Annotated in this window: 17 protein-coding genes and 2 pseudogenes; 13 read left to right on the top strand and 6 right to left on the bottom strand. The window is 70.4% G+C overall.

Annotated features, from left to right (window positions below):
• Positions 1 to 234: 234 nt before the first annotated feature.
• Positions 235 to 1,458 carry a trypsin-like serine peptidase gene (locus ABCR94_RS17305; protein WP_347120211.1) on the bottom strand — a complete coding sequence of 408 codons (1,224 nt, stop codon included), beginning with the start codon at positions 1,456 to 1,458 and terminating at the stop codon, positions 235 to 237.
• A gap of 295 nt (positions 1,459 to 1,753) precedes the next feature.
• On the opposite strand from ABCR94_RS17305, the gene ABCR94_RS17310 reads away from it, so the two are divergent.
• From ABCR94_RS17310 to ABCR94_RS17330, 5 genes are all read left to right on the top strand, one after another.
• On the top strand, positions 1,754 to 3,133 hold the full coding sequence (locus ABCR94_RS17310) for a diaminobutyrate--2-oxoglutarate transaminase family protein (RefSeq protein WP_521977180.1): 1,380 nt from the start codon (positions 1,754 to 1,756) through the stop codon (positions 3,131 to 3,133).
• Positions 3,134 to 3,161: 28 nt separating this feature from the next.
• Positions 3,162 to 5,102: an IucA/IucC family protein gene (locus ABCR94_RS17315; RefSeq protein WP_347120213.1), complete on the top strand. Its 1,941-nt coding sequence runs from the start codon at positions 3,162 to 3,164 to the stop codon at positions 5,100 to 5,102.
• A 39-nt stretch (positions 5,103 to 5,141) separates the two neighbouring features.
• Positions 5,142 to 5,933, top strand: a complete 792-nt coding sequence (locus ABCR94_RS17320; protein ID WP_347120214.1) for a GNAT family N-acetyltransferase — start codon at positions 5,142 to 5,144, stop codon at positions 5,931 to 5,933.
• A 76-nt stretch (positions 5,934 to 6,009) separates the two neighbouring features.
• Positions 6,010 to 7,881 (top strand): IucA/IucC family protein, encoded by a 1,872-nt coding sequence (locus ABCR94_RS17325; protein WP_347120215.1) that lies wholly within the window; start codon positions 6,010 to 6,012, stop codon positions 7,879 to 7,881.
• Between the two features lie 56 nt (positions 7,882 to 7,937).
• Entirely contained in the window at positions 7,938 to 9,908 is a 1,971-nt protein-coding gene (locus ABCR94_RS17330) for an ATP-dependent DNA helicase (protein WP_347120216.1), read from the top strand.
• 107 nt (positions 9,909 to 10,015) lie between these two features.
• On the opposite strand, the gene lexA is transcribed toward ABCR94_RS17330, so the two are convergent.
• The gene (lexA, locus tag ABCR94_RS17335) at positions 10,016 to 10,801 is read right to left on the bottom strand and encodes a transcriptional repressor LexA (protein WP_347120217.1); all 786 of its coding nucleotides are present in this window, start codon (positions 10,799 to 10,801) and stop codon (positions 10,016 to 10,018) included.
• A gap of 497 nt (positions 10,802 to 11,298) precedes the next feature.
• Here lexA and nrdR point away from each other — a divergent pair, with 497 nt between their 5' ends.
• Together nrdR and ABCR94_RS17345 are read left to right on the top strand one after the other, a co-directional pair.
• On the top strand, positions 11,299 to 11,817 hold the full coding sequence (gene nrdR / locus ABCR94_RS17340; protein WP_347120218.1) for a transcriptional regulator NrdR: 519 nt from the start codon (positions 11,299 to 11,301) through the stop codon (positions 11,815 to 11,817).
• Between the two features lie 123 nt (positions 11,818 to 11,940).
• The gene (locus tag ABCR94_RS17345) at positions 11,941 to 14,880 is read left to right on the top strand and encodes a vitamin B12-dependent ribonucleotide reductase (protein WP_347120219.1); all 2,940 of its coding nucleotides are present in this window, start codon (positions 11,941 to 11,943) and stop codon (positions 14,878 to 14,880) included.
• A 62-nt stretch (positions 14,881 to 14,942) separates the two neighbouring features.
• Here ABCR94_RS17345 and ABCR94_RS17350 read toward each other — a convergent pair whose 3' ends face one another.
• Positions 14,943 to 15,473: a TerD family protein gene (locus ABCR94_RS17350; protein WP_347120220.1), complete on the bottom strand. Its 531-nt coding sequence runs from the start codon at positions 15,471 to 15,473 to the stop codon at positions 14,943 to 14,945.
• Between the two features lie 189 nt (positions 15,474 to 15,662).
• On the opposite strand from ABCR94_RS17350, the gene ABCR94_RS17355 reads away from it, so the two are divergent.
• From ABCR94_RS17355 to ABCR94_RS17380, 6 genes and pseudogenes are all read left to right on the top strand, one after another.
• Positions 15,663 to 16,268: a YdbC family protein gene (locus tag ABCR94_RS17355; protein WP_347120221.1), complete on the top strand. Its 606-nt coding sequence runs from the start codon at positions 15,663 to 15,665 to the stop codon at positions 16,266 to 16,268.
• 101 nt (positions 16,269 to 16,369) lie between these two features.
• Complete coding sequence (locus ABCR94_RS17360; protein ID WP_347120222.1) at positions 16,370 to 17,029, top strand: histidine phosphatase family protein; 660 nt, start codon at positions 16,370 to 16,372, stop codon at positions 17,027 to 17,029.
• Positions 17,030 to 17,041: 12 nt separating this feature from the next.
• Positions 17,042 to 17,950: an ADP-ribosylglycohydrolase family protein gene (locus ABCR94_RS17365; protein ID WP_347120223.1), complete on the top strand. Its 909-nt coding sequence runs from the start codon at positions 17,042 to 17,044 to the stop codon at positions 17,948 to 17,950.
• Positions 17,951 to 18,709: 759 nt separating this feature from the next.
• Positions 18,710 to 20,264 (top strand): annotated as a pseudogene (locus ABCR94_RS17370) (DUF4153 domain-containing protein).
• Positions 20,265 to 20,516: 252 nt separating this feature from the next.
• Positions 20,517 to 21,227, top strand: coding sequence for a ribonuclease HII (gene rnhB / locus ABCR94_RS17375; RefSeq protein WP_347120224.1), 711 nt, complete (start codon positions 20,517 to 20,519; stop codon positions 21,225 to 21,227).
• A 95-nt stretch (positions 21,228 to 21,322) separates the two neighbouring features.
• Positions 21,323 to 21,982, top strand: coding sequence for a hypothetical protein (locus ABCR94_RS17380; protein ID WP_347120716.1), 660 nt, complete (start codon positions 21,323 to 21,325; stop codon positions 21,980 to 21,982).
• 97 nt (positions 21,983 to 22,079) lie between these two features.
• Here the strand turns inward: ABCR94_RS17380 and ABCR94_RS17385 are convergent, their stop codons facing one another.
• The 3 genes and pseudogenes from ABCR94_RS17385 to ABCR94_RS17395 all read right to left on the bottom strand — a co-directional run bounded on the left by ABCR94_RS17385 (position 22,080) and on the right by ABCR94_RS17395 (position 26,235).
• On the bottom strand, positions 22,080 to 22,709 hold the full coding sequence (locus ABCR94_RS17385; RefSeq protein ID WP_347120225.1) for a hypothetical protein: 630 nt from the start codon (positions 22,707 to 22,709) through the stop codon (positions 22,080 to 22,082).
• Positions 22,710 to 22,926: 217 nt separating this feature from the next.
• Positions 22,927 to 24,006 (bottom strand): annotated as a pseudogene (locus ABCR94_RS17390) (phosphoribosyltransferase family protein); the annotation flags it as partial.
• 57 nt (positions 24,007 to 24,063) lie between these two features.
• Positions 24,064 to 26,235 carry a RecQ family ATP-dependent DNA helicase gene (locus tag ABCR94_RS17395; RefSeq protein WP_347120226.1) on the bottom strand — a complete coding sequence of 724 codons (2,172 nt, stop codon included), beginning with the start codon at positions 26,233 to 26,235 and terminating at the stop codon, positions 24,064 to 24,066.
• Positions 26,236 to 26,695: the final 460 nt, after the last annotated feature.

Raw genomic sequence — 26,695 nt, forward strand, 5'->3', positions numbered from 1 at the left:
GACTGTGCGTTCTGTGTGGTGACGCGTGCGGTTCCTGGGGCAGAAAAGATGCCTTGTGCATGTCATGTGTAGGGGTGGTCTGCGGCGACCGCCTCAATGCAGGCCCCCACTGTGCCGGTTGTGTCCGGGGAGCAAGGTGTGAGGTCTCCCCGGCCGGGCGAGGGGCCTCCGGCTGTGTGCACCGAAGGCCCCTGACGTGCTGTCACCCGCCGTACGGCAGGCTCCGTAGTGTGACTACTGGCCCGCGAACTTCTTGCTGACCGCGTCGTAGATGCCCTTGGCCTCGTCGCCGAGGCGCGGCCCGGCGAGCCAGCCGGCCGTCACAGGGCCGATCGAGGTGTTGGACACCAGCGACGGCTTGCCGTCCTGGCCCTGCGCCACCCAGCCGCCGCCGGACGAGCCGCCGGTCATGGTGCAGCCGATGCGGTACATCGTCGGGGCGCCCGCCGTGACCGACAGCCGTCCCGGCTTGTCGGCGCACTGGAGCATCTTCTGGCCGTCGTACGGCGGGGCCGCCGGGTAGCCGGTCGCCGTCATGTTCGCGATCTCCGGCACGGCCGGGGCGTTGAAGTCGACGGGGAGCGCGGAACCGACCGTCTCCTCCAGGGACTTGCCGCCGCCGCCCTTCTCCGGAGTCACATGCAGTACCGCGAAGTCGTACGGAGCGCCGGCGCCGCCGGTCGGACCGCCCTGGGCGATCCACTGCTCGGAGGCCTGTGCCCAGTCGCCCCACCACACACCGAGCGGAGCGACCTCGTTCTTGGGTACGCCCTGGAGGTCCGCGGCCGACTTGCCCGCGTCGTTGTAGGACGGGACAAAGGCGATGTTGCGGTACCAGCCGCCCTTCTTGCCGGCGTGCACACAGTGGCCGGCGGTCCACACCATGTTGGACTTCCCGGGGTGCGCCGGGTCCTGGACGACCGTGGCCGAGCAGACCATCGAGCCCTCGGGGCCGTCGAAGAAGACCTTGCCCGACGCGGGGGCACTCTTGCTGTACGGGGACGTCACCGGCTGCGCCTCGACCGGGGCGGGCGTCGGGTCGGTAACACCCTCGTCACCCGAGATGTCGTTGTCCACCGGCTGCTTGTCGGGCTGCTCCGCGTCCCGCATGCGGTCCGGGTCCCACAGGTCCTCGATGATCGGGTTGATGTAGTCCTCGGCCTCGCGGAGCCAGTCGTCCTTGCTCCAGTCCTTCCAGGCCCCGTCCTTCCACTTGTCCATGTCGAAGCCCTGCTCCTTGAGCCGCTCCTTCAGATCGTCCGGAATCACGATCTTGTCGTCGCCGCCCAGAGTCGCGCTGGCAGCGGGCTCACCAACGGCGTTGTCCTCGCTCGGCCCGCAGGCGGTGGCGGTCAGCGCGAGGGCGGCGGCGAGGCCGACGGCGGCCAGTACGGGGGAGGTCCCGCGACGTGCGCTCCTCCCACGACGTGCTGAGAAGGTCGGGCGAATGGGTCGCATGTCGTGATCCCCCTGGGACTTCGAATTCGTCTGCTGTGAACACCGCGCACTCGTCGCTCACCCCGGCGGTGGAGCTCCGGGCCCCGAGTGCGGACCCCACTATGCCGGTGTCGATGGGGACGGCGTTCGGCAGGGCTTCGGTTCCCCCGGCGCAAGGATCTTCTGCTTGCCCGTGATCCCGCGCCACCGCCGTCGTTGGTACGTACGGGGGATGCCGGGTCACTGTTCAGCCCTGCGGGGCAACGGATCCGCAACACCCCGCGATGGAGTCGTCACCGCGGGAGGATCAACAGACGTGGCCATGACCGAACCTGCTTCCGCAGCGCTGCCTGCCGTGCAGGAGGGCATTCTCAGGCGTCAGTCGCTGCGTGAATCGGCAGCTCGTACCTACGCGCGCTCGCTGCCCATCGTTCCCGTACGCGCGCGAGGGCTGACGATCGAGGGGGCCGACGGGCGGCGCTATCTGGACTGTCTCTCGGGGGCCGGGACCCTCGCACTGGGGCACAACCACCCGGTGGTCCTGGAAGCCATCAAGAAGGTCATCGACTCCGGGGCCCCCTTGCATGTGCTTGACCTCGCCACGCCCGTGAAGGACGCCTTCATCACCGAACTGTTCGCGACGCTGCCGCGCGAACTGGCCGACAACGCGCGCGTGCAGTTCTGCGGTCCGGCGGGCACCGACGCGGTCGAGGCGGCGCTCAAACTGGTCCGTACCGCGACCGGGCGCAGCGGACTCCTGGCCTTCACCGGCGCGTACCACGGCATGACGGCAGGGGCGCTCGACGCCTCGGGCGGCGCGCAGGACGTACGCGTGACCCGGCTGCCCTATCCGTACGATTACCGATGCCCCTACGGGGTGGGCGGTGAGCGCGGCGCCGAGCTGTCCGCCCGCTGGACCGAGAGCCTCCTGGACGACCCCAAGGGCGGGGTGACTTCACCGGCCGGCATGATCCTCGAACCCGTACAGGGGGAGGGCGGTGTGATCCCCGCCCCCGACACCTGGCTGCGCCGGATGCGCGAGATCACGGCAGCCCGCTCCATCCCGCTGATCGCCGACGAGGTGCAGACAGGGGTCGGCAGGACCGGCACCTTCTGGGCCGTTGAGCACAGCGGGGTGGTGCCCGACGTGATGGTGATGTCCAAGGCGATCGGCGGCAGCCTTCCGCTGGCCGTGCTGGTCTACCGGGCGGACCTCGACGTCTGGCAGCCGGGCGCCCATGCCGGGACCTTCCGCGGCAACCAGCTGGCGATGGCGGCGGGCGCGGCCACCCTGGCGTACGTGCGTGAGCACCGGCTCGCTGAGCGCGCCGGCGTCCTCGGCGCCCGCATGCTCGGCCAGTTGCAGGGACTGGCAGCCGACCACCCCTGTATCGGGGATGTACGTGGCCGGGGGCTGATGATCGGCATCGAACTTGTCGACCCGGACGCGGCGGAGCGCACCGTGTCGGGAGCTCCGCCGGCCGCCCCCGCACTGGCCGCCGCCGTCCAGCGGGAGTGCCTGGACCGCGGCCTCATCGTGGAACTCGGCGGACGCCACTCCGGCGTCGTACGCCTGCTGCCTCCGCTGACCCTCACCGACGACCAGGCCGCCGCGGTTCTCGACCGCCTGGCCGATGCCCTGTCGGCCGCCGAGCGCTCCCCGCAGCGCCGGCAGCGGACCGGGCAGTCGCACTGACCCCGGACGAGCCCACAAGGAAGACCCCGTGAATCCCACCTCTGCATCCGACGCGTCAACGGCCGACCGCCGTCCCACCGCCCACGACCGGGGGCAGGGCGCACCGGGCACGCACAACAGCCTCGCCGTCGAGCAGGCCACGGTCCCGCGGCAGGGCGGGGGAGGCCGCGGGGGCCAGCGTCCGCCCGGGCCCGACGGCCGCCCTGCCGCCGCCGACCCGTATCTCCCGGACGTCCCCGACCTCCTCGACCATCCGGACCCGCACACCGCGGCGGAGGCGGCGGCCGTCGAGAACCTGCTGCGGTGCTGGGTCCGGGAGAACGACCTCGCCAAACCCGCGGGCCCGTCCCTGCGCATCCCGCTCGACGCCAGCGCCGCCGCACTGCTCGTCCCCGTCCGCTACTGGTCGGCCACCGGCTGGCACCGCTTCGGCCTGCCGGACCTCGAAGGAGCGCCGCAGAGCGCGCCGCACGCCGACGCCGTCACGGTCGCCGCACTCCTGGGCCGCGAGGCAGCCACGAACGAGGGGGGCCGGGGCGAGGGGGCCGATCTCGTCGGCCGGGTCGCCGACTCGGTGCGACACACCGCCACCTTCATCACCGACCGGCGCCACCGACCGCAGGCCGCCGACCACGCGGACCTCTTCCTCACCGCCGAGCAGTCCCTGCTCCTCGGGCACCCGCTGCACCCCACGCCCAAGAGCCGGGAGGGACTCTCGGAGTCGGAAGCGCGGCTCTACTCACCGGAGTTGCGCGGATCCTTCCCGCTGCACTGGATGGCCGTCGACCGCTCCGTACTGGCCGAGGACTCGGCCTGGACCGAGCGCGGTCGCACCGTGCCGGCCGGCCGGCTCACCGCCCGCATCGCCGACGGGCTCCAACTGCCGCACAACACCGTGCCGTTGCCGCTGCACCCTTGGCAGGCCCGGGAGTTGACGCAGCGGCCCGCCGTCATCGCGCTCCTGGCCGCGGGCCTCCTGCACGACCTCGGTCCCTACGGTGAGCACTGGCACCCCACCTCCTCGATCCGCACCGTGCACCGCCCCGGCGCCCCCGCCATGCTCAAGCTCTCGCTCGGCGTGCGCATCACCAACTCCCGCCGGGAGAACCTCCGCAAGGAACTCCACCGCGGCATCGAGGTGCAGCGGCTGCTGCGCGGCGGGCTCTCCGCGCAGTGGCGGTCCGCCCACCCCGACTTCGACATCGTCCGCGACCCGGCCTGGCTCGCCGTCGACACGACGGACGGCGTACCGGTCCCCGGACTCGACGTCCTGTTGCGCCACAACCCGTTCGGGCCCGGCGACGACGCCGTCTGCGTCGCGGCGCTCACCGCACCGCGCCCCTGGCCGGGCCGGACCGCGATGCGCTCCCGGCTCGCGGACGCCGTCGCCGGGCTCGCCGCCCGCACCGGCCGGCACACCGGAGCCGTCGCCGCCGAGTGGTTCCTGCGCTACCTCGACCAGGTCGTACGCCCGGTTCTCTGGCTGGACGGCGTCGTGGGCATCGCCCTGGAGGCCCACCAGCAGAACACCCTGGTGCTCCTGGACCCGGACGGCTGGCCCATCGGTGGCCGCTACCGCGACAACCAGGGCTACTACTTCCGTGAGTCCCACCGGGCCGCGCTCGAACAGCGCCTGCCCGGCATCGGCACCACCAGCGACACCTTCGTCTCCGACGCCGTCGCCGACGAGCGCTTCGCCTACTACCTGGGCATCAACAACGTCCTCGGCCTGATCGGCGCATTCGGCGCCCAGGGCCTGGCCGACGAGCGTGTGCTGATCGCCGCCCTCCGCCAGTTCCTGGGGAAGAACACAGCCCTCGGCTCCTCGCTGCCCGCCCACCTTCTGGAAACCCCCGGACTGCGCTGCAAGGCCAACCTGCTGACCCGACTGCACGGCCTGGACGAGCTGGTCGGCCCGGTCGACACCCAATCCGTCTACGTCACCATCGCCAACCCCCTTCGCACCTGAAGGACATGACCCACCCGAACTGCCGAGAGGAGCGTCGCCGTGCCTCCCACCGATGCGAGCACCGACGCCGGAACCAACTCCGCTCCCCGCGCCGGATCCAGCGCCGAGGACACCCTGGACCTGAGGCTGTCCGACGAGCTCATCGCGCTCTTCGGAGATGACCAGTTGGGGACGGGCGCCCTTCCCGGACCGGACGCCTCTCCCGGCACCGGCATCGCAGCCGGGCTCCCCGCGGGCACGGGTTCCCAGCAGGCCGACGACGACCTCCTCGACAGCCCGGCCGACTGGGGCCCCGTCACCACCCCCGTCGGCGTCTTCCGGCTCGTCCCCGTACGCGTGGAGCGGGACCTGCCGATCATCGCCCGGTGGATGAACGACCCCGCCGTCGCGGCGTTCTGGGACCTGGCGGGCGAGGACGAAGCCACCGCGGCCCATCTGCGCGGGCGGCTCGACGGGGACGGGCGCAGCGTCCCCTGTCTCGGCGTACTGGACGGCGTACCCATGAGCTACTGGGAGATCTACCGCGCCGACCTCGATCCGCTGGCCCGCCACTACCCGGCCCGCCCCCACGACACCGGTATCCATCTCCTTGTCGGCCCAGTCGCCGACCGCGGGCGGGGCATCGGCACCGCACTCCTCAGAGCCGTCGCCGACCTCGTTCTCGACCAACGTCCTTCGTGCGCCCGGGTCGTGGCCGAGCCGGCCCTGCGCAACACCCCGTCCGTCGCGGCATTCCTCGGCGCAGGGTTCCGCTTCGCGGCGGAAGTCGACCTTCCCGACAAGCGGGCCGCGCTGATGGTCCGCGAACGTGCCCTGCGCAAGCAGTTGTGATCGAATCGCCTGCGAACGACTCATCACCTCGCCCGCAACGCTCGCCCCCCAAAGGGTTCCATCCCGAGGAGTCCCCGTGCCGAACCCCGCTGTCGCCCCCGACTTCGAGGAGCCGGCCCCGCTGCCGGCCCCGCCCGAACTGAACCCGGGCACCTGGGAAGTGGCCGCCCGCCGCCTCCTGGCCAAGATGCTCGGCGAGTTCGCGTACGAGGAGATCATCGAGCCCGTCCCGCACGCCGAGCAGGATTCCGCCGCGGACAGACCCGGTGATCACAGCCGGACTCTGCCGAGCCACACACTCCCGCTCGACGACGGCGGAATCCTTTCCTTCCGGGCCCGGCGCGGCTCCTACGACAGCTGGACCGTGGACCCGGACACGATCGAACTGCGCGAGTGCGCCGACGACCTCGCGGGCCACCCCTTCGGTGACCCCCTGCGCTTCCTCGTCCTCGCCCGCCGCCTCCTGGGCCTCGATGGAGCCACCCTCGGCCACCTCATCGGAGAAGTGAGCGCCACCCTCGCCGCCGACGCCCGCCTCGACCACACCGCGCTCTCCGCCGCCCGGCTCGCCGACCTCGGATACGCGGAGCTGGAGGGCCACCAGACCGGCCACCCCTGGCTCGTCCTCAACAAGGGCCGTATCGGCTTCTCCGCCACCGACTCCGCGCGCTGGTCACCCGAGGCGCGCAGGCCGGCCAAACTCCCCTGGATCGCGGTGAGTACCGCCCTCGCCGACTACCGCGGAGTGTCCTCACTCGCCACACCGGAGCAGCTCTACGCCCGCGAACTGGACGGCGCCACACTGGAGTTGTTCGCCGCCACCCTCCGGGCCCGCGGTCTGGACCCGCAGCGCTACCTCTACCTCCCCGTGCACCCCTGGCAGTGGGACGAGGTGGTCCTGTCGCTCTTCGCCCCCGCTGTCGCACAGGGCGACATCGTGCCGCTGCCCACCGACGGCGACGTACGGCTGCCACAGCAGTCCATCCGGACGTTCCTCAATACGAGCCGGCCCGACCGGCACACGGTCAAGCTGCCGCTCGCCATCCTCAACACCCTGGTCTGGCGCGGCCTGCCCACCGAGCGCACCCTGGCGGCACCCGCCGTCACCGCCTGGGTCCACTCACTGCGCGACAGCGACGCCTTCCTGCACGAGGAATGCCGCGTGATCCTCCTCGGCGAGGTCGCCTCGGTCGCCGTCGAACATCCGCTGTACGACGGCCTACCCGAAGTCCCGTACCAGTACAAGGAATTGCTGGGCGCGATCTGGCGCGAGCCGCTCACCGGCCGGCTGGCACCCGGCGAGCGCGCCCGCACGCTGGCCTCCCTGCTCCACACGGACCCGCAGGGGCGTGCCTTCACCGCGGAGCTCGTGGCCCGCTCCGGCCTCACCCCTGAGGCATGGCTGAAGCGACTCCTGTCGGCGCTGCTGCCCGCGCTGCTGCACTTCCTGTACCGCTACGGCACCGTCTTCTCCCCGCACGGCGAGAACGCCATCGTCGTCTTCGACGACCAGGACGTCCCCGTCCGGCTCGCGATCAAGGACTTCGTCGACGACGTGAACGTCAGCGCGCAGCCGCTGCCCGAGCACGACTCCATGCCGGACGACGTACGCGAGGTGCTGCTCACCGAGCCTCCCGGCTTCCTCACCCAGTTCATCCACTCCGGTCTCTTCGTGGGCGTCTTCCGCTATCTCGCGCCCCTGTTCGAGGAGCAGCTCGGCCTGCCCGAGGACCGGTTCTGGTCACTCGTACGGGCCGAGATCCTGCGGTACCAGACCCGCTTCCCGGAGCTGAAGGAGCGCTACGAGATGTTCGACCTGCTCACTCCGCGGATCGAGCGGCTCTGCCTCAACCGCAACCGCCTGCACCTCGACGGCTACCGCGACCGCCCCGAGCGCCCGCACGCGGCCGTGCACGGCACCGTTCCCAACCCCCTGCACCTCTCCTGATGCGCCGGTCCTGTGTGATCCGGGCTGTCAGTGGTGCCCCGTAGGGTGGTCGAGCTATGACGAAGCCCTCACTCCCCGAGCTCCTCCATGCCGCCGTAACCGCTGTCGGCGGTACGGAGCGGCCCGGCCAGGTCACCATGTCCGAGGCCGTTGCCGGAGCCATCGACGACCATTCCCATCTGCTGGTCCAGGCCGGCACCGGCACCGGCAAGTCCCTCGGCTACCTGGTCCCGGCCCTGGCGCACGGTGAGCGCGTGGTGGTGGCCACGGCGACACTGGCCCTGCAGCGCCAGCTCGTGGAGCGCGATCTTCCGCGTACGGTCGACGCGCTGCATCCGCTGCTGCGCCGCCGTCCCGAGTTCGCCATGCTCAAAGGCCGCTCGAACTACCTGTGTCTGCACCGGCTCCGCGAGGGTGTCCCGCAGGAGGAGGCGGACGGCCTCTTCGACCAGTTCGAGGCCGCCGCCCCCACCAGCAAGCTCGGTCAGGACCTGCTGCGCATGCGCGACTGGGCGGACGAGACCGAGACCGGGGACCGCGACGACCTGACGCCGGGCGTCTCGGACCGTGCCTGGGGCCAGATGTCGGTCTCGTCGCGCGAGTGCCTGGGCGCGACGAAGTGCGCCTACGGGGCCGAGTGCTTCGCCGAGGCCGCCCGCGAGCGCGCCAAGCTCGCCGATGTCGTGGTCACCAACCACGCCCTTCTCGCCATCGACGCCATCGAGGGCGCCCCGGTACTGCCGCAGCACGAGGTGCTGATCGTCGACGAGGCGCACGAGCTGGTCTCGCGGGTCACCGGGGTGGCCACCGGGGAGCTCACCCCGGGCCAGGTCAACCGTGCGGTGCGAAGGGCGGCCAGGCTGGTCGACGAGAAGGTCGCCGACTCCTTGCAGACCGCCGCCGAGTCCTTCGAGCGGCTGATGGAGCTGGCGCTCCCTGGCCGTCTGGAGGAGGTCCCCGAAGACCTCGGGTACGCGTTGATGGCGCTGCGTGACGCCGCCCGCAACGTCGTCTCGGCCCTCGGCAACACACGGGACAAGTCCGTCCAGGACGAGGACGCCGTACGCAAGCAGGCCCGCGCCGCCGTCGAGACGATCCACGGCGTCGCCGAGCGCATCTGCAACGGCTCGGAGTGGGACGTCGTCTGGTACGAGCGGCACGACCGCTTCGGCGCCTCGCTGCGGGTCGCCCCGCTCTCCGTTTCGGGTCTGCTGCGCGAGAAGCTCTTCACCGACCGCTCGGTCGTCCTCACCTCGGCCACGCTCAAGCTCGGCGGCGACTTCAACGGGGTGGGCGCCTCCCTCGGCCTGGCACCGGAAGGCACCGAGGGGGAGGACGTCCCGGTCTGGAAGGGGCTCGACGTCGGCTCGCCGTTCGACTACCCCAAGCAGGGAATCCTGTACGTCGCACGGCACCTGGCCACGCCGGGCCGCGAAGGTTCGCGCGGCGACATGATGGAGGAGCTCGCCGAGCTGGTGGAGGCCGCCGGCGGTCGCACGTTGGGGCTCTTCTCCTCGATGCGCGCCGCGCAGGCCGCGGCCGAGGAGCTCCGCGGCAAGCTCGACAAGCCGATCCTGCTCCAGGGCGAGGAGACGCTGGGTGAGCTGATCAAGAACTTCGCCGCCGATCCGGAGACCTGCCTGTTCGGCACGCTCTCCCTCTGGCAGGGCGTCGACGTCCCAGGCCCGAGCTGCCAGCTCGTGATCATGGACCGGATCCCGTTCCCGCGCCCGGACGACCCGCTGATGAGCGCCCGCCAGAAGGCGGTCGAGGAGGGCGGGGGCAACGGCTTCATGGCCGTCGCGGCGACCCATGCGGCGCTGCTGATGGCCCAGGGATCCGGGCGGCTCGTGCGCGCCACGGGCGACCGTGGTGTTGTCGCGGTGCTCGATCCGCGGCTGGCCAACGCCCGCTACGGCAGTTACCTCCGGGCCTCACTGCCCGATTTCTGGTACACCACGGACCGCAATCAGGTCCGCCGGTCGCTCGCCGCGATCGACGCCAAGGCCAAGGCGGAGGGCCTGTAAAGCCAAGGCGGAGGGCCTGTAAGCGGGGCAGCGCACTTTGAGGGCACAAAGCAGGGCCCCGGGACCGGCGCAGTAGGTCCCGGGGCCCGGTCTTGGCCGGCGCGGTGTCACACCCGCCGCAATACCGCCACCACCTTGCCGAGGATGGTGGCCTCGTCGCCGGGGATGGGCTCGTACGAGGCGTTGTGCGGGAGCAGCCAGACATGGCCGTCCTCGCGCTTGAACCGCTTCACGGTCGCCTCGCCGTCCAGCATGGCGGCCACGATGTCGCCGTTCTCCGCGACCGGCTGACGGCGTACCGTCACCCAGTCGCCGTCACAGATGGCGGCCTCGATCATCGAGTCTCCGACGACCTTGAGGACGAACAGCTCACCGTCACCCACCAGTTGGCGGGGGAGCGGGAAGACGTCCTCCACCGACTCCTCGGCCAGGATCGGGCCACCGGCCGCGATCCGGCCGATGAGCGGTACATAGGACGCGGCGGGCTTGCCCGCCGTGTCGGTCGGCTGGTTGCTCGGCTGGTCGGAGCCGCGCACTTCGTACGCCCGGGGGCGGTGCGGGTCCCGGCGCAGGAAGCCCTTACGTTCGAGAGCCATCAGCTGATGGGCCACGGAAGAGGTACTGGAAAGGCCCACCGCCTGACCGATCTCGCGCATGGACGGCGGGTATCCCCGCCGCTGCACCGAATCCCTGATGACCTCGATGACGCGTCGTTGCCGATCGGTGAGACCGGAGCTGTCCGCCCGGATTCCCGGAGGACGGCCTGGCAGCGAACGCGAGGGCTTTGCGCCCTCCGGATTTGTGGCTGCTTCATTCATTGCATGCACCGGCTCGAGTCGGCTCTGGGAGCGGTCCTGGGCAGTGATGGTTGCGCTGTCAGCGGTGGTGGTCACGTCGTCGGCCCCTCTTCGAGATGTTCTCTCCCTGGCTGGCACAACGGTAGTAGCTTTCGAAAGGTTGCGCCAAACACACGTTCGAGTGAAAAACCGCAGAATGCCTTACGCGATTACGCGTTCGGGTGTATATGAGGGGCCTTTTGGGTGAAAGGCAATTCGGGCATTTACGGTAACCTTCGCCGCCGGGCCGACGGGCGGCCAGGGTGGCCCCCAGTGTGCCATTGCGCGGCACCGGCCTCGGGAGCCCGGGGTGTGTCCCGTACTCTCGTGGGCGGCCCGCAGGGCCTCCGGAAGCGCAACACGCGCGACACGCGCAGACACGCTAAGTGCGACCGAACCCCAGATCTAGTGGTTGGATTGCCACAGCTGCCCACAAGTTGTGGTCCCGGGTCTCTCAGGAGCCTGGCGATCGCCTATGCTGGGAGCTGCTTCAAGAGGCTCCTCGTGGGGCTGCCGAGGCTATTCAGTCGTGCTGTGAAGGAGGCTTGGGACCCATGCATTGCCCCTTCTGCCGGCACCCCGACAGTCGCGTCGTCGACAGTCGGACCACGGATGACGGCACCTCGATCCGCCGTCGCCGCCAGTGCCCCGACTGCACCCGCCGTTTCACGACGGTGGAGACCGCGTCGCTGATGGTGGTCAAGCGCAGCGGTGTCACCGAGCCCTTCAGCCGCACCAAGGTCATCTCCGGCGTGCGCAAGGCGTGCCAGGGGCGGCCGGTCACCGAGGACGCCCTCGCCAAGCTCGGCCAGCGGGTCGAGGAGGCGGTGCGCGCCACCGGCAGCGCCGAGCTGACCACTCATGACGTGGGCCTGGCCATACTCGGGCCCCTGCAGGAGCTCGACCTCGTCGCGTACCTGCGCTTCGCGTCCGTCTACCGGGCGTTCGGCTCGCTCGAAGACTTCGAGGCCGCGATCTCGGAGCTCCGCGAGGAGCAGCCCCCGGCAAGCGACTGCGGCTGTGGTGCCGGCGTGACCCCAGAGGTCCCCGTGCCCGCCGCTGCCACCGACTGACCGAATCGGCGGCACAACACAGACCTGTCCTGGCGCCGAGCGTGACGTCAAGGACATCCAAAACATGTGACCCGGGAAGAACTGGGCACTTCAGGGCGTTTTCGTCCGTATATGGGAGGCGGCATGACAGAGACGGCGAGCGGTTCGGCACGAGGGGCCCGCACCAAGGGCCCCAAGGGTTCGACCGCCAATCGGCAGGGACTGCGCATCGAGCGCATTCACACCACCCCCGGCGTGCATCCGTACGACGAGGTGGCCTGGGAGCGCCGTGACGTCGTCCTGACCAACTGGCGCGACGGCTCGGTCAACTTCGACCAGCGCGGCGTCGAGTTCCCCGACTTCTGGTCGGTGAACGCGGTCAACATCGTCACCAGCAAGTACTTCCGCGGTGCTGTCGGTACGCCGCAGCGCGAGACCGGTCTCAGGCAGCTGATCGACCGGATCGTGAAGACGTACCGCAAGGCCGGTGAGGACTACAGCTACTTCTCCTCTCCCGCGGACGCCGAGATCTTCGAGCACGAGCTGGCGTACGCCCTCCTGCACCAGGTCTTCAGCTTCAACTCGCCGGTGTGGTTCAACGTCGGCACCCCCCAGCCGCAGCAGGTCTCCGCCTGCTTCATCCTGGCCGTCGACGACTCCATGGAGTCGATCCTCGACTGGTACAAGGAAGAGGGGATGATCTTCAAGGGCGGCTCCGGCGCCGGCCTGAACCTCTCCCGCATCCGCTCCTCCAAGGAGCTGCTGTCCTCCGGCGGCAACGCCTCGGGACCGGTCTCCTTCATGCGCGGCGCCGACGCGTCCGCCGGAACGATCAAGTCCGGTGGCGCCACCCGCCGCGCGGCCAAGATGGTCATTCTCGACGTCGACCACCCCGACATCGAGAACTTCATCGAGACCAAGGTGAAGGAAGAGGAGAAGATCCGCGCCCTGCGCGACGCGGGCTTCGACATGGACCTGGGCGGCGATGACATCACGTCCGTCCAGTACCAGAACGCCAACAACTCGGTCCGCGTGAACGACGAGTTCATGAACGCGGTCGAGGCGGGCGGCAAGTTCGGCCTGCGCGGCCGGATGACCGGCGACGTCATCGAGGAGGTCGAGGCCAAGTCCCTCTTCCGCAAGATGGCCGAGGCCGCCTGGGCCTGCGCCGACCCCGGTATTCAGTACGACGACACCATCAACAAGTGGCACACCTGCCCCGAGTCCGGCCGGATCAACGGCTCGAACCCGTGCAGTGAGTACATGCACCTGGACAACACCTCGTGCAACCTTGCCTCGCTGAACCTGATGAAGTTCCTCAAGGACGACGGCCTGGGTCACCAGTCCTTCGAGGTGGAGCGTTTCACCAAGGTCGTCGAGCTGGTCATCACGGCGATGGACATTTCCATCTGCTTCGCGGACTTCCCCACCGAGAAGATCGGTGTGAACACCCGCGCCTTCCGCCAGCTCGGCATCGGTTACGCCAACCTCGGCGCCCTCCTGATGGCGACAGGTCACGCGTACGACAGCCACGGCGGCCGTTCGCTCGCCGGCGCCATTACCTCGCTGATGACGAGCACGTCCTACCGCCGCTCCGCGGAGCTGGCCGCGGTCGTCGGCCCGTACGACGGCTACGCCCGCAACGCCGAGCCCCACAAGCGCGTCATGAAGCAGCACTCCGATGCCAACACCACAGCCCCCCGGGTGGACGACCTGGACTCGCCGATCTGGGCCGCTGCCACGGAGTCCTGGCAGGACGTGCTCCGCCTCGGTGAGAAGAACGGCTTCCGCAACGCGCAGGCCTCGGTCATCGCGCCCACCGGCACCATCGGTCTCGCGATGTCCTGCGACACCACCGGCCTGGAGCCCGACCTCGCGCTGGTCAAGTTCAAGAAGCTGGTCGGCGGCGGCTCGATGCAGATCGTCAACGGCACGGTGCCGCAGGCGCTGCGTCGTATGGGCTACCAGGAAGAGCAGATCGAGGCGGTCGTCGCCCACATCGCCGAGAACGGCAATGTGATCGACGCCCCCGGTCTCAAGGCCGAGCACTACGAGGTCTTCGACTGCGCGATGGGCGAGCGTTCCATCTCCGCGATGGGCCACGTCCGGATGATGGCGGCCATCCAGCCGTGGATCTCCGGCGCGCTCTCCAAGACGGTGAACCTGCCGGAGACGGCCACCGTCGAGGACGTCGAAGAGGTCTACTTCAAGGCGTGGAAGATGGGCGTCAAGGCGCTCGCGATCTACCGCGACAACTGCAAGGTCGGCCAGCCCCTCTCCGCCAAGACCAAGGACAAGACCAAGGACAAGGACAAGGTCAAGGCCGAGGTCACGGCGAACACCGAGGCGACGATCCGTACCGCGGTCGAGAAGGTCGTCGAGTACCGCCCGGTGCGCAAGCGCCTCCCGAAGGGCCGTCCCGGCATCACCACCTCGTTCACGGTGGGTGGCGCCGAGGGTTATATGACCGCCAATTCCTACCCGGACGACGGTCTCGGCGAGGTTTTCCTGAAAATGTCCAAGCAGGGGTCCACCCTCGCGGGCATGATGGACGCCTTCTCGATCGCCGTCTCGGTCGGTCTGCAGTACGGCGTTCCGCTGGAGACGTACGTCTCGAAGTTCACGAACATGCGCTTCGAGCCGGCCGGTATGACGGACGACCCCGATGTGCGTCTCGCGCAGTCGATCGTCGATTACATCTTCCGCCGCCTGGCGCTGGACTTCCTGCCCTTCGAGACGCGTTCGGCGCTCGGAATCCACGCGGCGGACGAGCGTCAGCGTCACCTGGAGACCGGTTCGTACGAGCCCCCCCTGGACGACGACGAGATGGACGTGGAGGGCCTGGCGCAGTCCGCTCCGCTCCAGCCCGCTCCGCGCCCGGCGGAGCCGCTGAAGGCCGTCGCCGCCCCCAAGGGGGAGAGCATCCCGGCGCCGAAGCAGGCGCACACCTCGGCGGAGCTCGTCGAGATGCAGCTCGGCATCAGCGCGGACGCGCCGCTGTGCTTCTCCTGCGGGACGAAGATGCAGCGCGCGGGCAGCTGCTACATCTGTGAGGGCTGCGGCTCGACCAGCGGCTGCAGCTAGCCGACGGTGGTAAACGCAAGGTGAGAGAGGGTGCCGGCCGGTGGCCGGCACCCTCTCTCACGTCAGGTGGGAGCATTGCCCATCTGCTGGGCGAAGGAATTCGGGTCGGTGTCGAATCCGCGCACGACCTCGAACATCTCCCATCCTCCGGTCTCGTCCCTGGTGAACTCGGCGATGGTGGCCGCTGTGGACGACGAGACGACAGCGAAGTCCTCTTCCGTCAGAACGGTGTGGCCCTCACTGATGCGGACGTTCGTATTCACTATGTCGCCGAACGTCTTTTGACCGCCGCCCTGCTGGATCGCCACGCCCACCATGACCCGGGCGTACGCGGCGGACAGCCGGTCGAACTCCAGGGTCATGACCTCGTCGTAGCCCAAGCCCAGACCGGTCCTGCTGTCCCGGTTGAGCGTGATGGTGCCGTCCGGCGCACGGCTGCCGAAGTGCACGACGTACACGGGACTGCCGTGCGGCTCTTCCACGGAGTACGTCGCGGCGATGATGTCCAGGTCATTGGCGGGGGCACCAAGGGGACTGGGGTCCCACTTGAGCGTCACTTCGACCTTCCCGATCCCCTTGTTGAGACTGCTCACCGGTCTCTCCTTCCCACAACTGTCAGGCGATTCAGGTTGATTGGCCATGCTGTCACGCACGGGCACCGGGCGGGCCGCGAATGATCACGGCAGGTCACGGCGGGTCACGGCACGGGGTACGCCGCAAGGAGACGTCAACCCGGCTCCGGAGCGTGACCGACGACACGTTCGTGGCCGTACGATGGCGCCGTGCTGGTCAAGTGGATTCGCTGCACTGTGATCGACCGTCGCGGTTTCGAGCAGGGGCAGCGGAAGTGGGCGGGGCTGCTGGGCGAACCGGGTTTTCGGGGACAGGGCGGTGGTTGGAGCCGGGGACGGCCGGGGGTGGCGCATGTCTTCACCTTCTGGGAGAGCCGCGCGTTCTACGACTCCTTCATGGCGAGCGCCCACCATCGGCTCGCATCGGCACAGTCGGGCACGTTCAAGAATCCCCAAGTTGCGCTCTTCGACCACCGGTTCGACGTGAAGACGGGCTTCGAGCCGCGGTTCGCGGACGCCGATGTGGTGCGGGTTGCGCACTGCAAGGTGCACGAGGGCCGGGTCGAGCACTTCTCGCTGATGCAGGCGAAGATCTGGAATCCTGCGATGGCCGGATCGCCGGGGATGCTGCGCGGAATGTTCGGTGAGGCGCCGGGCAACGAATTCCTGGTGCTGTCCATGTGGCAGTCCACCGCCGAGCACGGCAAGTACCGCGCCGAGCGGGTCGAGCGGCTGTCGCTCCGGGCCCAGACCGAGGCCGACGTGGCCGATGTGGCGGGCGACGTCGTCCAGCTGGAGCCGTCATGGACGGTGTGATCACCATCCGTACTATCTGCATCATCTGCATCATCCGCCGGATGGAGGTCGGGCGGCGGCCCCGTTGAGCCGCCGCGGATCTCCCGTTCTAGGGTTTCGGCATGGCCAGACCGCAGCGCATCGTCCTCGTCCGGCATGGAGAATCAGAGGGCAACGCCGATGACACGGTGTACGAACGCGAGCCCGACCATGCGTTGAGACTCACCGAGACCGGTCTTGGCCAGGCCCGGGAGGCAGGCGTGCGGCTGCGTGAACTGTTTGGCGACGAGCAGGTCAGCGCCTATGTCTCCCCGTACCGCCGGACCCACGAGACCTTCGCCGCGTTCGAGCTCGACCCGGAGCGGGTACGGGCCAGGGAGGAGCCCAGGCTGCGCGAGCAGGACTGGGGAAACTGGCAGGACAGGGACGACGTACGGCTGCAGAAGGCCTACCGGGACGCCTACGGGCACTTCTTCTACCGGTTCGCGCAGGGGGAGTCCGGCGCCGATGTGTACGACAGGGTCGGGGCGTTCCTGGAGAGCCTCTACCGCAGCTTCGAGGCGCCCGACCACCCGCCGAACGTTCTGTTGGTCACCCATGGCCTGACCATGCGGCTGTTCTGCATGCGCTGGTTCCACTGGTCGGTGGCCGAATTCGAGTCGCTGTCCAATCCGTGCAACGCCGAGGTGCGGATCCTCCAGCTCGGCGGGGACGGCCGCTACAGCCTTGACCGGCAGTTCGAACGCTGGCGGGTTCCCGAGCCGTACGGCATCACCGGATAGAGTGGCAGCGCGATGACCGTTGACTTCTCCACCGACCGGCGCTTCGAACGCGCACTGGCCAGCCTGCACGGGCTGTCCCTCGGTGACGCCCTGGGCTCCCAGTTCTTCGTCCCCGTCAACTACCCGCTGCTCAAGAGGCGCGAGCTGCCTCCGGGGCCCTGGCAGTGGACCGACGACACCGAGATGGCCTGCTCCGTGCTGGCCGTGCTCGCCGCGCACGGCCGGGTCGACCAGGACGCGCTGGCCCGCTCCTTCGCCGAGCACCACGACTTCGACCGGGGATACGGCCCTGCCGTCAACCGGATGCTCCGGCTCATCAGGGAGGGCGGCGACTGGCGCGAGCTGGCCGCGGCGCTCTTCCAGGGGCAGGGGTCCTGGGGCAATGGCGCCGCGATGCGCATCGCGCCGCTCGGGGCCTGGTACGCGGACGATCCCGAGCAGGCCACCCATCAGGCCGAAGTCTCGGCGTACACCACGCACCAGCACCGCGAGGCCGTGGTCGGCGCCATGGCGGTGGCCGCCGCCGCGGCGTTCGCCGCGAATCCGGCCGGGCCGCCGGGGCCGGCCGAACTGCTCGACGGGGTCATCGCACTCGTGCCGCGCAGCGCGGTGGGTGCGGGGCTCCGGCGTGCCAAGGACATGCTCGACTACGACGACGCGGGGACCGTGGCCGCGGTACTTGGCTGCGGTCGGCGGACGAGCGCGCACGACACGGTGCCGTTCGCGCTGTGGTCCGCGGCGCGGTCGCTGGGCGACTTCGAGCGGGCGTTCTGGGCCACCGCGCAGGTGGGCGGCGATGTCGACACGACCTGCGCGATCGTGGGCGGGGTGGTTGCCGCGGGGGCGGCGGGTGCGCCGCCGGCCGCGTGGTTGGAGCAGACCGAAGCTGTGCCGGGGTGGATGCCCTCTCGGGTCGGCTGAGGGGCGGCTGGGCGTCGGGTGCGCGAGGCCGCGGTGCGGGTGCGGCGGAGCGGGCCCGGGTGGAGGGTGCGGGCGCTGCTTCGGTGTGGGTTGTCTGCGGCGCTGTCCCCTACCCGCCCCTTCCCGCTGTGTCATTGTGCGGCTGCCGCCGCGTGGTGGGGCTCCGCCCCAGACCCCGGTCCTCAAGCTCCCCCATTGCCTTAAGGGCATAGGAGGGACCCCCTCGCCGGGCTGAATGGGCCTGGGTGGGGTTGACTGGTGGCTCGGGGCTTGCGTGCCGGCGGATGTGCTGGGGCTTGGGTGCTTGACGGGCTGGCGGTGGCGCGGGGGCTCGCGCTGTGCCTGACGGGCCGGTGGTGCCGGACGGCTCGGCCGTGCGGGGTGGGGGCTTGAGTGGTGAGCGGTGGGCCGGTGGTGTCTGACGGGCCGGCCGCGTCGTACGTGCCGCGTGGGGCGGGGACTGTCACGGTCCTGCCACATCACGGCCCTGGCCTCCCCCGGCGCGTGGGGCGGCGTTAATCTGGCGGCCACGCCGCCCGATGATCATGACGGGCGCGCGCCGACGAGACGCCGGGTCGAACGCGCAGCCTTCCAGCCGCGTGTCGTGCCCGGTCGGGAGGGGGTCCCGTGTCCGACACGCCAGCCACTACGCCATCCACACCGCCGCCCGCAGAGCCCGGTTCCGGGCAAGGCCGACGGACGCGAGCCGGAGCGGGAGCGAGTGACGCCGTTCCGCAGGCGCCCGCCATGCCTTCGTACATGCAGCAGCACCGCGCCGCGACCCAGCGGCAACCGCAATGGCCGCCGCCCAAGGCCGAGCCGCCCAAGTGGGTGACCGCGGTGCGTCCCGGCCCGCCGGCCACCATCCGCCCCGCCACCCTCTGGGCGGCCCTGGCCACCGCGCTGCTGAGCGCCCTGCTGCTCGGTGACGGGCTCGGCCCGAACCTGGTCCTCGTGGCGGTCCCGGCCGCTCTCGCCGCGTACTTCGCCGCGCAGGCCGCGGGCCGCCGGGTGCGGCCCTGGACGCTCGTCTGGGCCGTCGGCGGCCTGGCCCTGCTGGCGGTCCCCGCGCTGCGCGACGCCGGCTGGCCGACCCTCCTCGCCGTCGTCTCCGCGCTCGCGCTCGGCTCGCTCGCCCTGCACGGCAACCGGACCTGGCCCGGCGTCCTCATCGGCTGCCTGGGCATCTTCGGCTCGGTCGGCTCCGGCACCGCCTGGGCCTGGCGCGGTGTGCGCGAGCGCGCGGAGGTCTCGCGCGGCCGCTGGGCGCCCATGGTCCGTACGACCGTGGTCGCCGTCGTGCTGCTCGTCGTCTTCGGCACGCTCTTCGCGGGCGCCGACGCCGCCTTCGCCGACCTGCTCGGCGGCCTCATACCCGACGTCTCCGTGGCGGACGGCCCCTGGCGGATCTTCCTGTTCGCGCTCGGTCTCGTCGGCGCGCTCGCCGCCGCCCGCACGGCCGCCGCGCCGATGCGCTGGGACCGTATCGAGGTACGACCCGCACGCGCGCGTGGCCGTGCGGAATGGGCGCTTCCGCTCATCTTCCTCAACCTGCTCTTCGCCGCCTTCATCGCCGTCCAGCTCGCGGTCCTGTTCGGCGGCTACGAGAAGGTGCTGAGCGACACCGGGCTGACGTACTCCGCGTACGCACGCCAGGGCTTCTGGCAGCTGCTCTGGGCAACGGTCCTGACCCTGGGTGTCATCGGCCTGGCGCTGCGCTGGGCCCCGCCCGGGGGCGCCCGCGACCGCACCCTGGTCCGCTCGGTGCTCGGCACCCTGTGCGTGCTGACGCTGGTCGTCGTCGCCTCCGCGCTGCGCCGCATGAATCTGTACATGGACGAGTACGGGCTGACGCGGCTGCGGGTCTCGGTGACGGCGATGGAGCTGTGGCTCGGCCTGGTGATCGTACTGATCATGGCGGCCGGGGTGTTCGGCTCCCGCTGGCTGCCGCGCGCCGTCGCGGTGAGCGCCGCGGCGGCCGTGCTGGTCTTCGGTCTCGTCTCGCCCGACGGGCTGGTCGCCGAGCGGAACGTCGAGCGGTACCGGACCAGCGACAAGATCGACGTGCGCTACTTCCAGGACCTCTCGGCCGATGCGGTGCCGGCGCTGGACACGCTGCCCGAACCGCAGCGTTCCTGCGCTCATGGGCATCGAGAGGCGCCTCGACGACAAGCTCGGGTCCTGGTACGCGACGAGCCTCGGCGAGGCCAGGGCGCGGGAGATCCTCGACGAGCGTCCGTTGGACATCGACATTGCGGAGTGTCAGAAACTTGGTGTGCACGACGGCGGGCGCGGGATCTCCGACGAGTACTGATGCGTTGCTTCACGCATGCGACAGGACGGCGGCCAAGCGGTTTCTCGGACTGATTCCGGCCCGGAACTGCGTCGTTCGCGACGCGGTTCCGGGCCGGACGACGCACCGCTCGGCAGTGTGCGGCAGTGAATGGGCGGACCGGAGGAGAGACGGATTCGGCCGTATGATCATGGCGCCGCGGCCTCGTCCGGGTAACGGCTGGGCGCCCGGGGTGTCGCAGGGGGGTCCCGGCGGCGTAACCTGACTGGCGCCATGCCGTACGAACCTCCCACTCACGCCGTCGAGCGCTCCATGCGCGCCACCACCGGTGCCAAGATCATCGCTGGTGTCGACGAAGTCGGGCGCGGAGCATGGGCCGGACCCGTCACCGTGTGCGCGGCTGTCACCGGTCTGCGCCGCCCGCCCGACGGTCTCACCGACTCCAAACTGATCAGCCCCAAGCGCCGCACGGAGCTGGCCGGACTGCTGGAGGACTGGGTCACCTGCCATGCCCTCGGGCACTCCTCGCCCGAGGAGATCGACGAGCTCGGGATGACCGCCGCTCTTCGGCTCGCCGCCGTACGTGCCCTGGAGGCGCTGCCGGTGCGTCCGGACGCGGTGATCCTCGACGGGAAGCACGATTACCTCGGGCTGCCCTGGAAGGTCCGTACGGTGATCAAGGGCGACCAGTCCTGCATCGCCGTCGCCGCCGCCTCGGTGATCGCAAAGGTGCGGCGGGACGCGATGATGGCCGAACTGGGCGCGCAGTCACAGGATTTCACCGACTTCGCCTTCGCGGCCAACGCGGGATATCCCTCGCCCGTGCACAAGGCGGCGCTGGCGGAGCGGGGGCCCACCCCGCACCACCGGCTGTCCTGGTCGTACCTCGACGCGCTGCCCCAGTGGCGGCACCTGAAGAAGATCCGGATCTCGGCGGAGGCCGCCGCGCTGGAAAGCGGGGGCCAACTCGGCTTCGACTTCTGATCCCGAACGCACCCAAGTACCCACCCGCCGCTGTATGTCGCGGCGGCATTTGATAGACATCCACGTCTTGCACGTCATCCCCCGAGGAGTCTCAGATTCACGAGAGTGCCCAGGGTCCCCGCGCCACTCCGGCCGCCGGCCGCCCCGCGTCGACCCCCAGTCCCGTACCTGGTCCGCGTACCGCGGCCACACCGCGTCCCGGGCGTCCCGTGCCCGGTCCGCCCAAGCCGAGGCCCGTACCGGCTCCGGCCCCCGCGCCCGCTCCGGCGCCTGCCCCCGCTCCGGCGCCCGCTCCCGTGCCTCCGGCCCAGCCGGCGGCCACGGTCGTGGACCCGTCCCCGGCGGCCGGGGAGGAGAACCGTTCCGCGCCCGAGACCGAGGTCGTCCCGGTCCTCGCGTCCGGTGCGCTCGACGCCGCCGACGAGGCGGTCGACCGGCTGCTCGACTCCGGTCGTGCGCCCGGCGACATCCTGGTGCTCACCACCGGTGAGCGACACCCGTGGGCGGCGCACGAGCTGTCCTTCGGCGAAGCGGCCTACTGGGCGCAGCACGAGGCCCGTGACGACGTCTTCTACGCGGACGCGTCCGTCGCGGAGCGGGCAGCCGCCCGCCCCGTGGTGATCGTCGCGGTCAACGGCGAGGTCGGTGACGCGGTGACCCGTGCGCTGTCCGTCGCCAGGGACCGCGCCGGCGTGCTGCTCATCGTGTGCGGCGAGCAGGAGAAGGTCGACGCCGTACTCGGCGCGGGCGTCTGACCGGCTCGGACGTCCGAGCCGTACGGCGCCGCCGCCGTACGGCCGGTGCGTGCCGGCTTGCGGCCCCGCCCCGGACCTGGCGCCCGGCCGCCCGCTCTCAGCGGGCGGCCGCCCGCCGCAGTGCGTCCGCGGCCCCTCCACCCGTGCTCAACGGGGAGAGGTCGGCCTCGGAAGCGGCGTCCGCCAGACCACCGGGGCGTGATCCGGTGTTCGGGCGGCGGCCACCGCGGCCCTCGCCCAGCACCTGCCAGCCGCCGTTCGTCAGCGTGATGTACGCGCCGCAGCGCAGCCCGTGCAAGGTGCAGGCGTCGCGCAGGCCCCACATCCAGGCGCCGTCCTCCTCGGTCCAGCGCTCGTCGCCCTGGCGGCAGTAGAGCAGCACCGCGGTCCGAACCGGCGTACGGCGGCGCAGATCATGCGGGATCACCCTGCGCAGGTGCGCCAGCAGGGCGTTGCGGAACTCCCAGCCGTCGGCCGGGGCGGAGCGCCGGACGAACGAGGCGCTTGCCGTGAGCCGCTCCTCGGAGTCGAGGACGGCCAGCACGGCGGTGTCCGGCGCGGGCAGATGTCTGGCGTGCAGTCCGCTGACGACCTCACGCGGATTGCGCAGCAGTGGGATTCCCGCCGCAGCCCACTCGGCCGGTTCGAGTGTCCGGCCGAGACGATTGACGCTGTCGGCGGGCGTGGGGTTCAACGAGGCAGCGGACGGAGCGAATCCGAAGGCCACGGTCCTCCCTTCGCGTACGCGCCCACAGTGCGGGCAAGGTCGGATGGGACGCCCCGCGGCACAGCCCTTCCGGTCCACAGGAGGGGCGTGCGGGGAGCGCTTCCAATTCTCGCTGCCCCATGGGGCATGCGGCAACGAGCAATTGGCGCGGTCGACTGGAATCTACGGGTATGGCGCGGATATCCCTGCCCAGTAGGGCCGCCCGGAACGCCTGACGTTACGCCTGAATGGCGAGCACCAGTGGATACACCTCCCGCGCTCCGGCCCGGCGCAGCAGCCTGCCCGCCACCGCGAGGGTCCAGCCGGTGTCCGAGAGATCGTCGACGAGCAGCACCGGGCCACCCGCCTCCGCCAGGGCGGCGGCCAGGTCGGGCGGTACGGTCAGGGCCTGGTGGAGGGCCCGTACGCGCTGCGCACTGTTGGTCTGCGACATCCGCTCGCCCGCCGCCTCCTGCGTGTACACGACGGAACCGAGCAGCGGCATCCGGCCGACCTCGGCGATCCGGCGGCCCAGCGACTCAATTAGCACCGGCCTGCTGTGCGAGGCGACCGTGACCACGGCCACCGGCCGCGCCGAGGCGTCGGCCTCGCCGGAGGCCCAGCCGCCCGGCCCCTTCGCCCAGTCCGCCAGGACACTCACCACGGCGTCCGCCACATCGTCGGGCACCGGCCCGTCCGGCGCCGTCCGGTCGCCCAGCATGGGGCGCAGTCGGTTCCCCCAGCCGATGTCCGAAAGCCGTCCCAGCGCGCGGCCCGAGGAGACCAGATCCCCCTGGGCGATACGGCCCTTGAGGTTCACCCCGACCGCGGCGAGGCCCGTCGGCCACATCTTGCGTGGCTCCACCTCCGCGCCCGGCCTGCCCAGCTCGCCGCGGGCCGCGTCCAGGGCGCCGGTGGACACCCCGTCGCCGAACCGGCCCCCCGCGCAGTTGTCGCAACGGCCGCAGGGGGCCGCCTCCTCGTCGTCCAGCTGGAGCCGCAGGAACTCCATCCGGCAGTTCTTCGTCGTCGCGTAGTCCCGCATGGCCTGCTGCTCGGTCGCCCGCTGCCGCGCCACCCACGCGTAGCGCTCCGCCTCGTACACCCAGGGCTGCCCGGTCGTGGTCCAGCCGCCCTTGACCCGGCGCACCGCGCCGTCCACGTCCAGGACCTTGAGCATCGCCTCCAGGCGCGTACGCCTCAGGTCGACGAGCGGCTCCAGCGCGGGCAGCGACAGCGGGCGCCCCGCCTGGGCCAGCGTGTCGAGCGTGCGGCGCACCTGCTCCTCGGGCGGGAAGGCGACCGATGCGAAGTACTTGCAACTCAATCGCGGATGCAGCCTTAAGAACTTTGGAGAGCTGCAGCCCGTTCCGGGTTAACCCCGCAGGGCGAGCACCAGCGGCATTACCCCCGCGGCACCCGCCTGGCGCAGAAGTCTCGTGGCCACTGCCAGAGTCCAGCCGGTGTCCGTGAAGTCGTCGACGAGCAGCACGGGGCCGTCAGCGGCCTTGAGCGCCTCCGCCAACGCCGGTGGCACGACGAGGGCTCCGTGGAGTGCGCGCAGCCGCTGAGCGCTGTTGGAACGCGACACGTGTGTATCGACCGAATCAGCGGCGTACGCCACGGAACCGAGAAGCGGCATGCGCCCGATCTGGGAGATCCGGGCACCCAGCGACTGGATTAGTTCGGCCCTGGTGTGGGAAGCCATGGTGACCACTCCGGCCGGCCGGACGAGTGACTCGGTATCACCGGACGCCCAGCCCCCAGGGCCCTTGGCCCAGTCGCCCAGCACTCCGACCACGGCTTCGACGACGTCATCGGGAACGGGCCCGTCCAGCGCTTGTGGAGAAAACATCGGGCGCAGCCGGTTGCCCCAGCCGATGTCCGACAGCCGCCCGAGAGCGCGCCCGGAAAGGGCCTGCTGGCCCTCGGGGATACGTCCCTTCAGATTGACTCCGATGGCGGGGAGTCCGGTCGGCCACATCCGGCGCGGCTCCACGTTCACGCCCGCACGGTTCAGCTCGCCGCGCGCCGCATCCAATGCGGAAGAGGCCACCTCGGCCGAGAACCGTGCCCCGGCGCAGTTGTCGCAGCGACCACAGGGCGCGGCCTCCTCGTCGTCCAGCTGCCTGCGCAGGAACTCCATTCGGCAGCCGGTCGTCGTGGCGTACTCGCGCATGGCTTGCTGCTCGGTGGTCCGCTGTCGCGCCACCCACTCGTACCGCTCGGTGTCGTACGACCATGGCTGACCCGTGCTGGTCCATCCGCCCTTCACCCTGTGGACTGCTCCGTCCACGTCGAGGACCTTGAGCATGGTCTCCAGGCGAGAACGCCGTAGCTCTACGAGCGGTTCCAGTGCGGGCAGAGACAGCGGCTTCTCCGCGCGGGCGAGCACGTCGAGGGTACGACGGACCAGCTCCTCCGGCGGGAAGGCCAGCGAGGCGAAGTACTCCCAGATCGCTGCATCCTCGCGACCGGGCAGGAGCAGCACTTCCGCGTGCTCGACACCTCGGCCGGCACGGCCGACCTGCTGGTAGTACGCGATGGGGGAGGAGGGCGAGCCGAGGTGGATGACGAAGCCGAGGTCGGGCTTGTCGAAGCCCATGCCCAGCGCGGAGGTGGCGACCAGCGCCTTGACCTTGTTGGCCAGCAGATCTTCCTCGGCCTGCACGCGGTCGGCGTTCTCAGTCTTCCCGGTGTAGGCGGTGACGGCGTAGCCACGCTGCCGCAGGAACGTGGTGACCTCTTCGGCGGTAGCCACGGTGAGGGTGTAGATGATCCCGGACCCTGGAAGCTCGTCGAGATGGTCGGCGAGCCAGGCCAGCCGCTGGGCTGCGTCAGGGAGTTGTAGCACGTTGAGGCTGAGGCTTTCCCGGTCCAGCGGGCCGCGCAGGACCAGGGCGTCCGTCCCCGCTCCCGTACCGAGCTGCTCGGCGACGTCGGCGGTAACCCGGGAGTTGGCGGTCGCGGTGGTGGCGAGGACCGGGACGCCCGGCGGGAGTTCAGCCAACATGGTGCGCAGTCGTCGGTAGTCGGGGCGGAAGTCGTGTCCCCAGTCCGAGATGCAGTGCGCCTCGTCCACCACGAGTAGCCCGGTGGAGGCGGACAGCTTCGGCAGTACGTTGTCGCGGAAATCGGGGTTGTTGAGCCGCTCCGGACTGACGAGCAGCACATCGACCTCCCCCGCCGCCACCTCGGCCTGGACGGTCTCCCACTCCTCGACGTTGGACGAATTGATGGTGCGGGCGCTGATGCCGGCGCGCGCCGCAGCCTCGACCTGGTTACGCATCAACGCCAGCAAAGGAGACACGATCACCGTCGGTCCGCTGCCGCGCTCGCGGAGCAGAGCGGTGGCAACGAAATACACGGCGGACTTGCCCCAACCGGTCCGCTGCACGACCAGAGCCCTGCGCTTGTCCGCGACGAGCGCCTCGATGGCCCGCCACTGGTCCTCACGCAGCCGGGCCGTACCGCTCGCGTCTCCGACGAGGCGGGCGAGAACTGTGTCAGCCGCAGCGCGGAGATCCGCGTTATTCGTGTGCTCCATGCCCCAATACAACAGGACAGGACTGACAACTGGGGAGCGAGTCGTTACGGGGGGCCACATCAAGCAGGAGCGACAGCAGGCTGTGTGCCCCTGAAGGCTGCTGCCGAGGCAGAATGGCACCGGACATTGGAGTGGTCAGCTCACCACAGGTTCGAGTCCTGGGCGGGAGCCACAAAACATGGCTGGTCACGCGCGCGGCGCTGATCTGCGCATTTGTGCCACGGTGCGGGTGGAGGGGCGGGCGCGGCTGGTCCCGATGCCCGCCGACGGGGCTGCGGCGGAATGAGCGGGAACCCGGAGCAGCGAGCCGGAGTTGGGAGTCGTCGTGGGCGGCGACGTGGCTGCGTTCGATGGTTTGTCGGAGTGCCTCCATCACATAAATCGGGTGCTCTGAGGGAGCGGGTCTTGATGTCGCACGGCATGGCGAGGGACTGGCTGCCGAGGGCGATGGTTGGTGTGC

It is taken from the genome of Streptomyces changchenzhani, assembly GCF_039766235.1.
Lineage (GTDB): Bacteria > Actinomycetota > Actinomycetes > Streptomycetales > Streptomycetaceae > Streptomyces.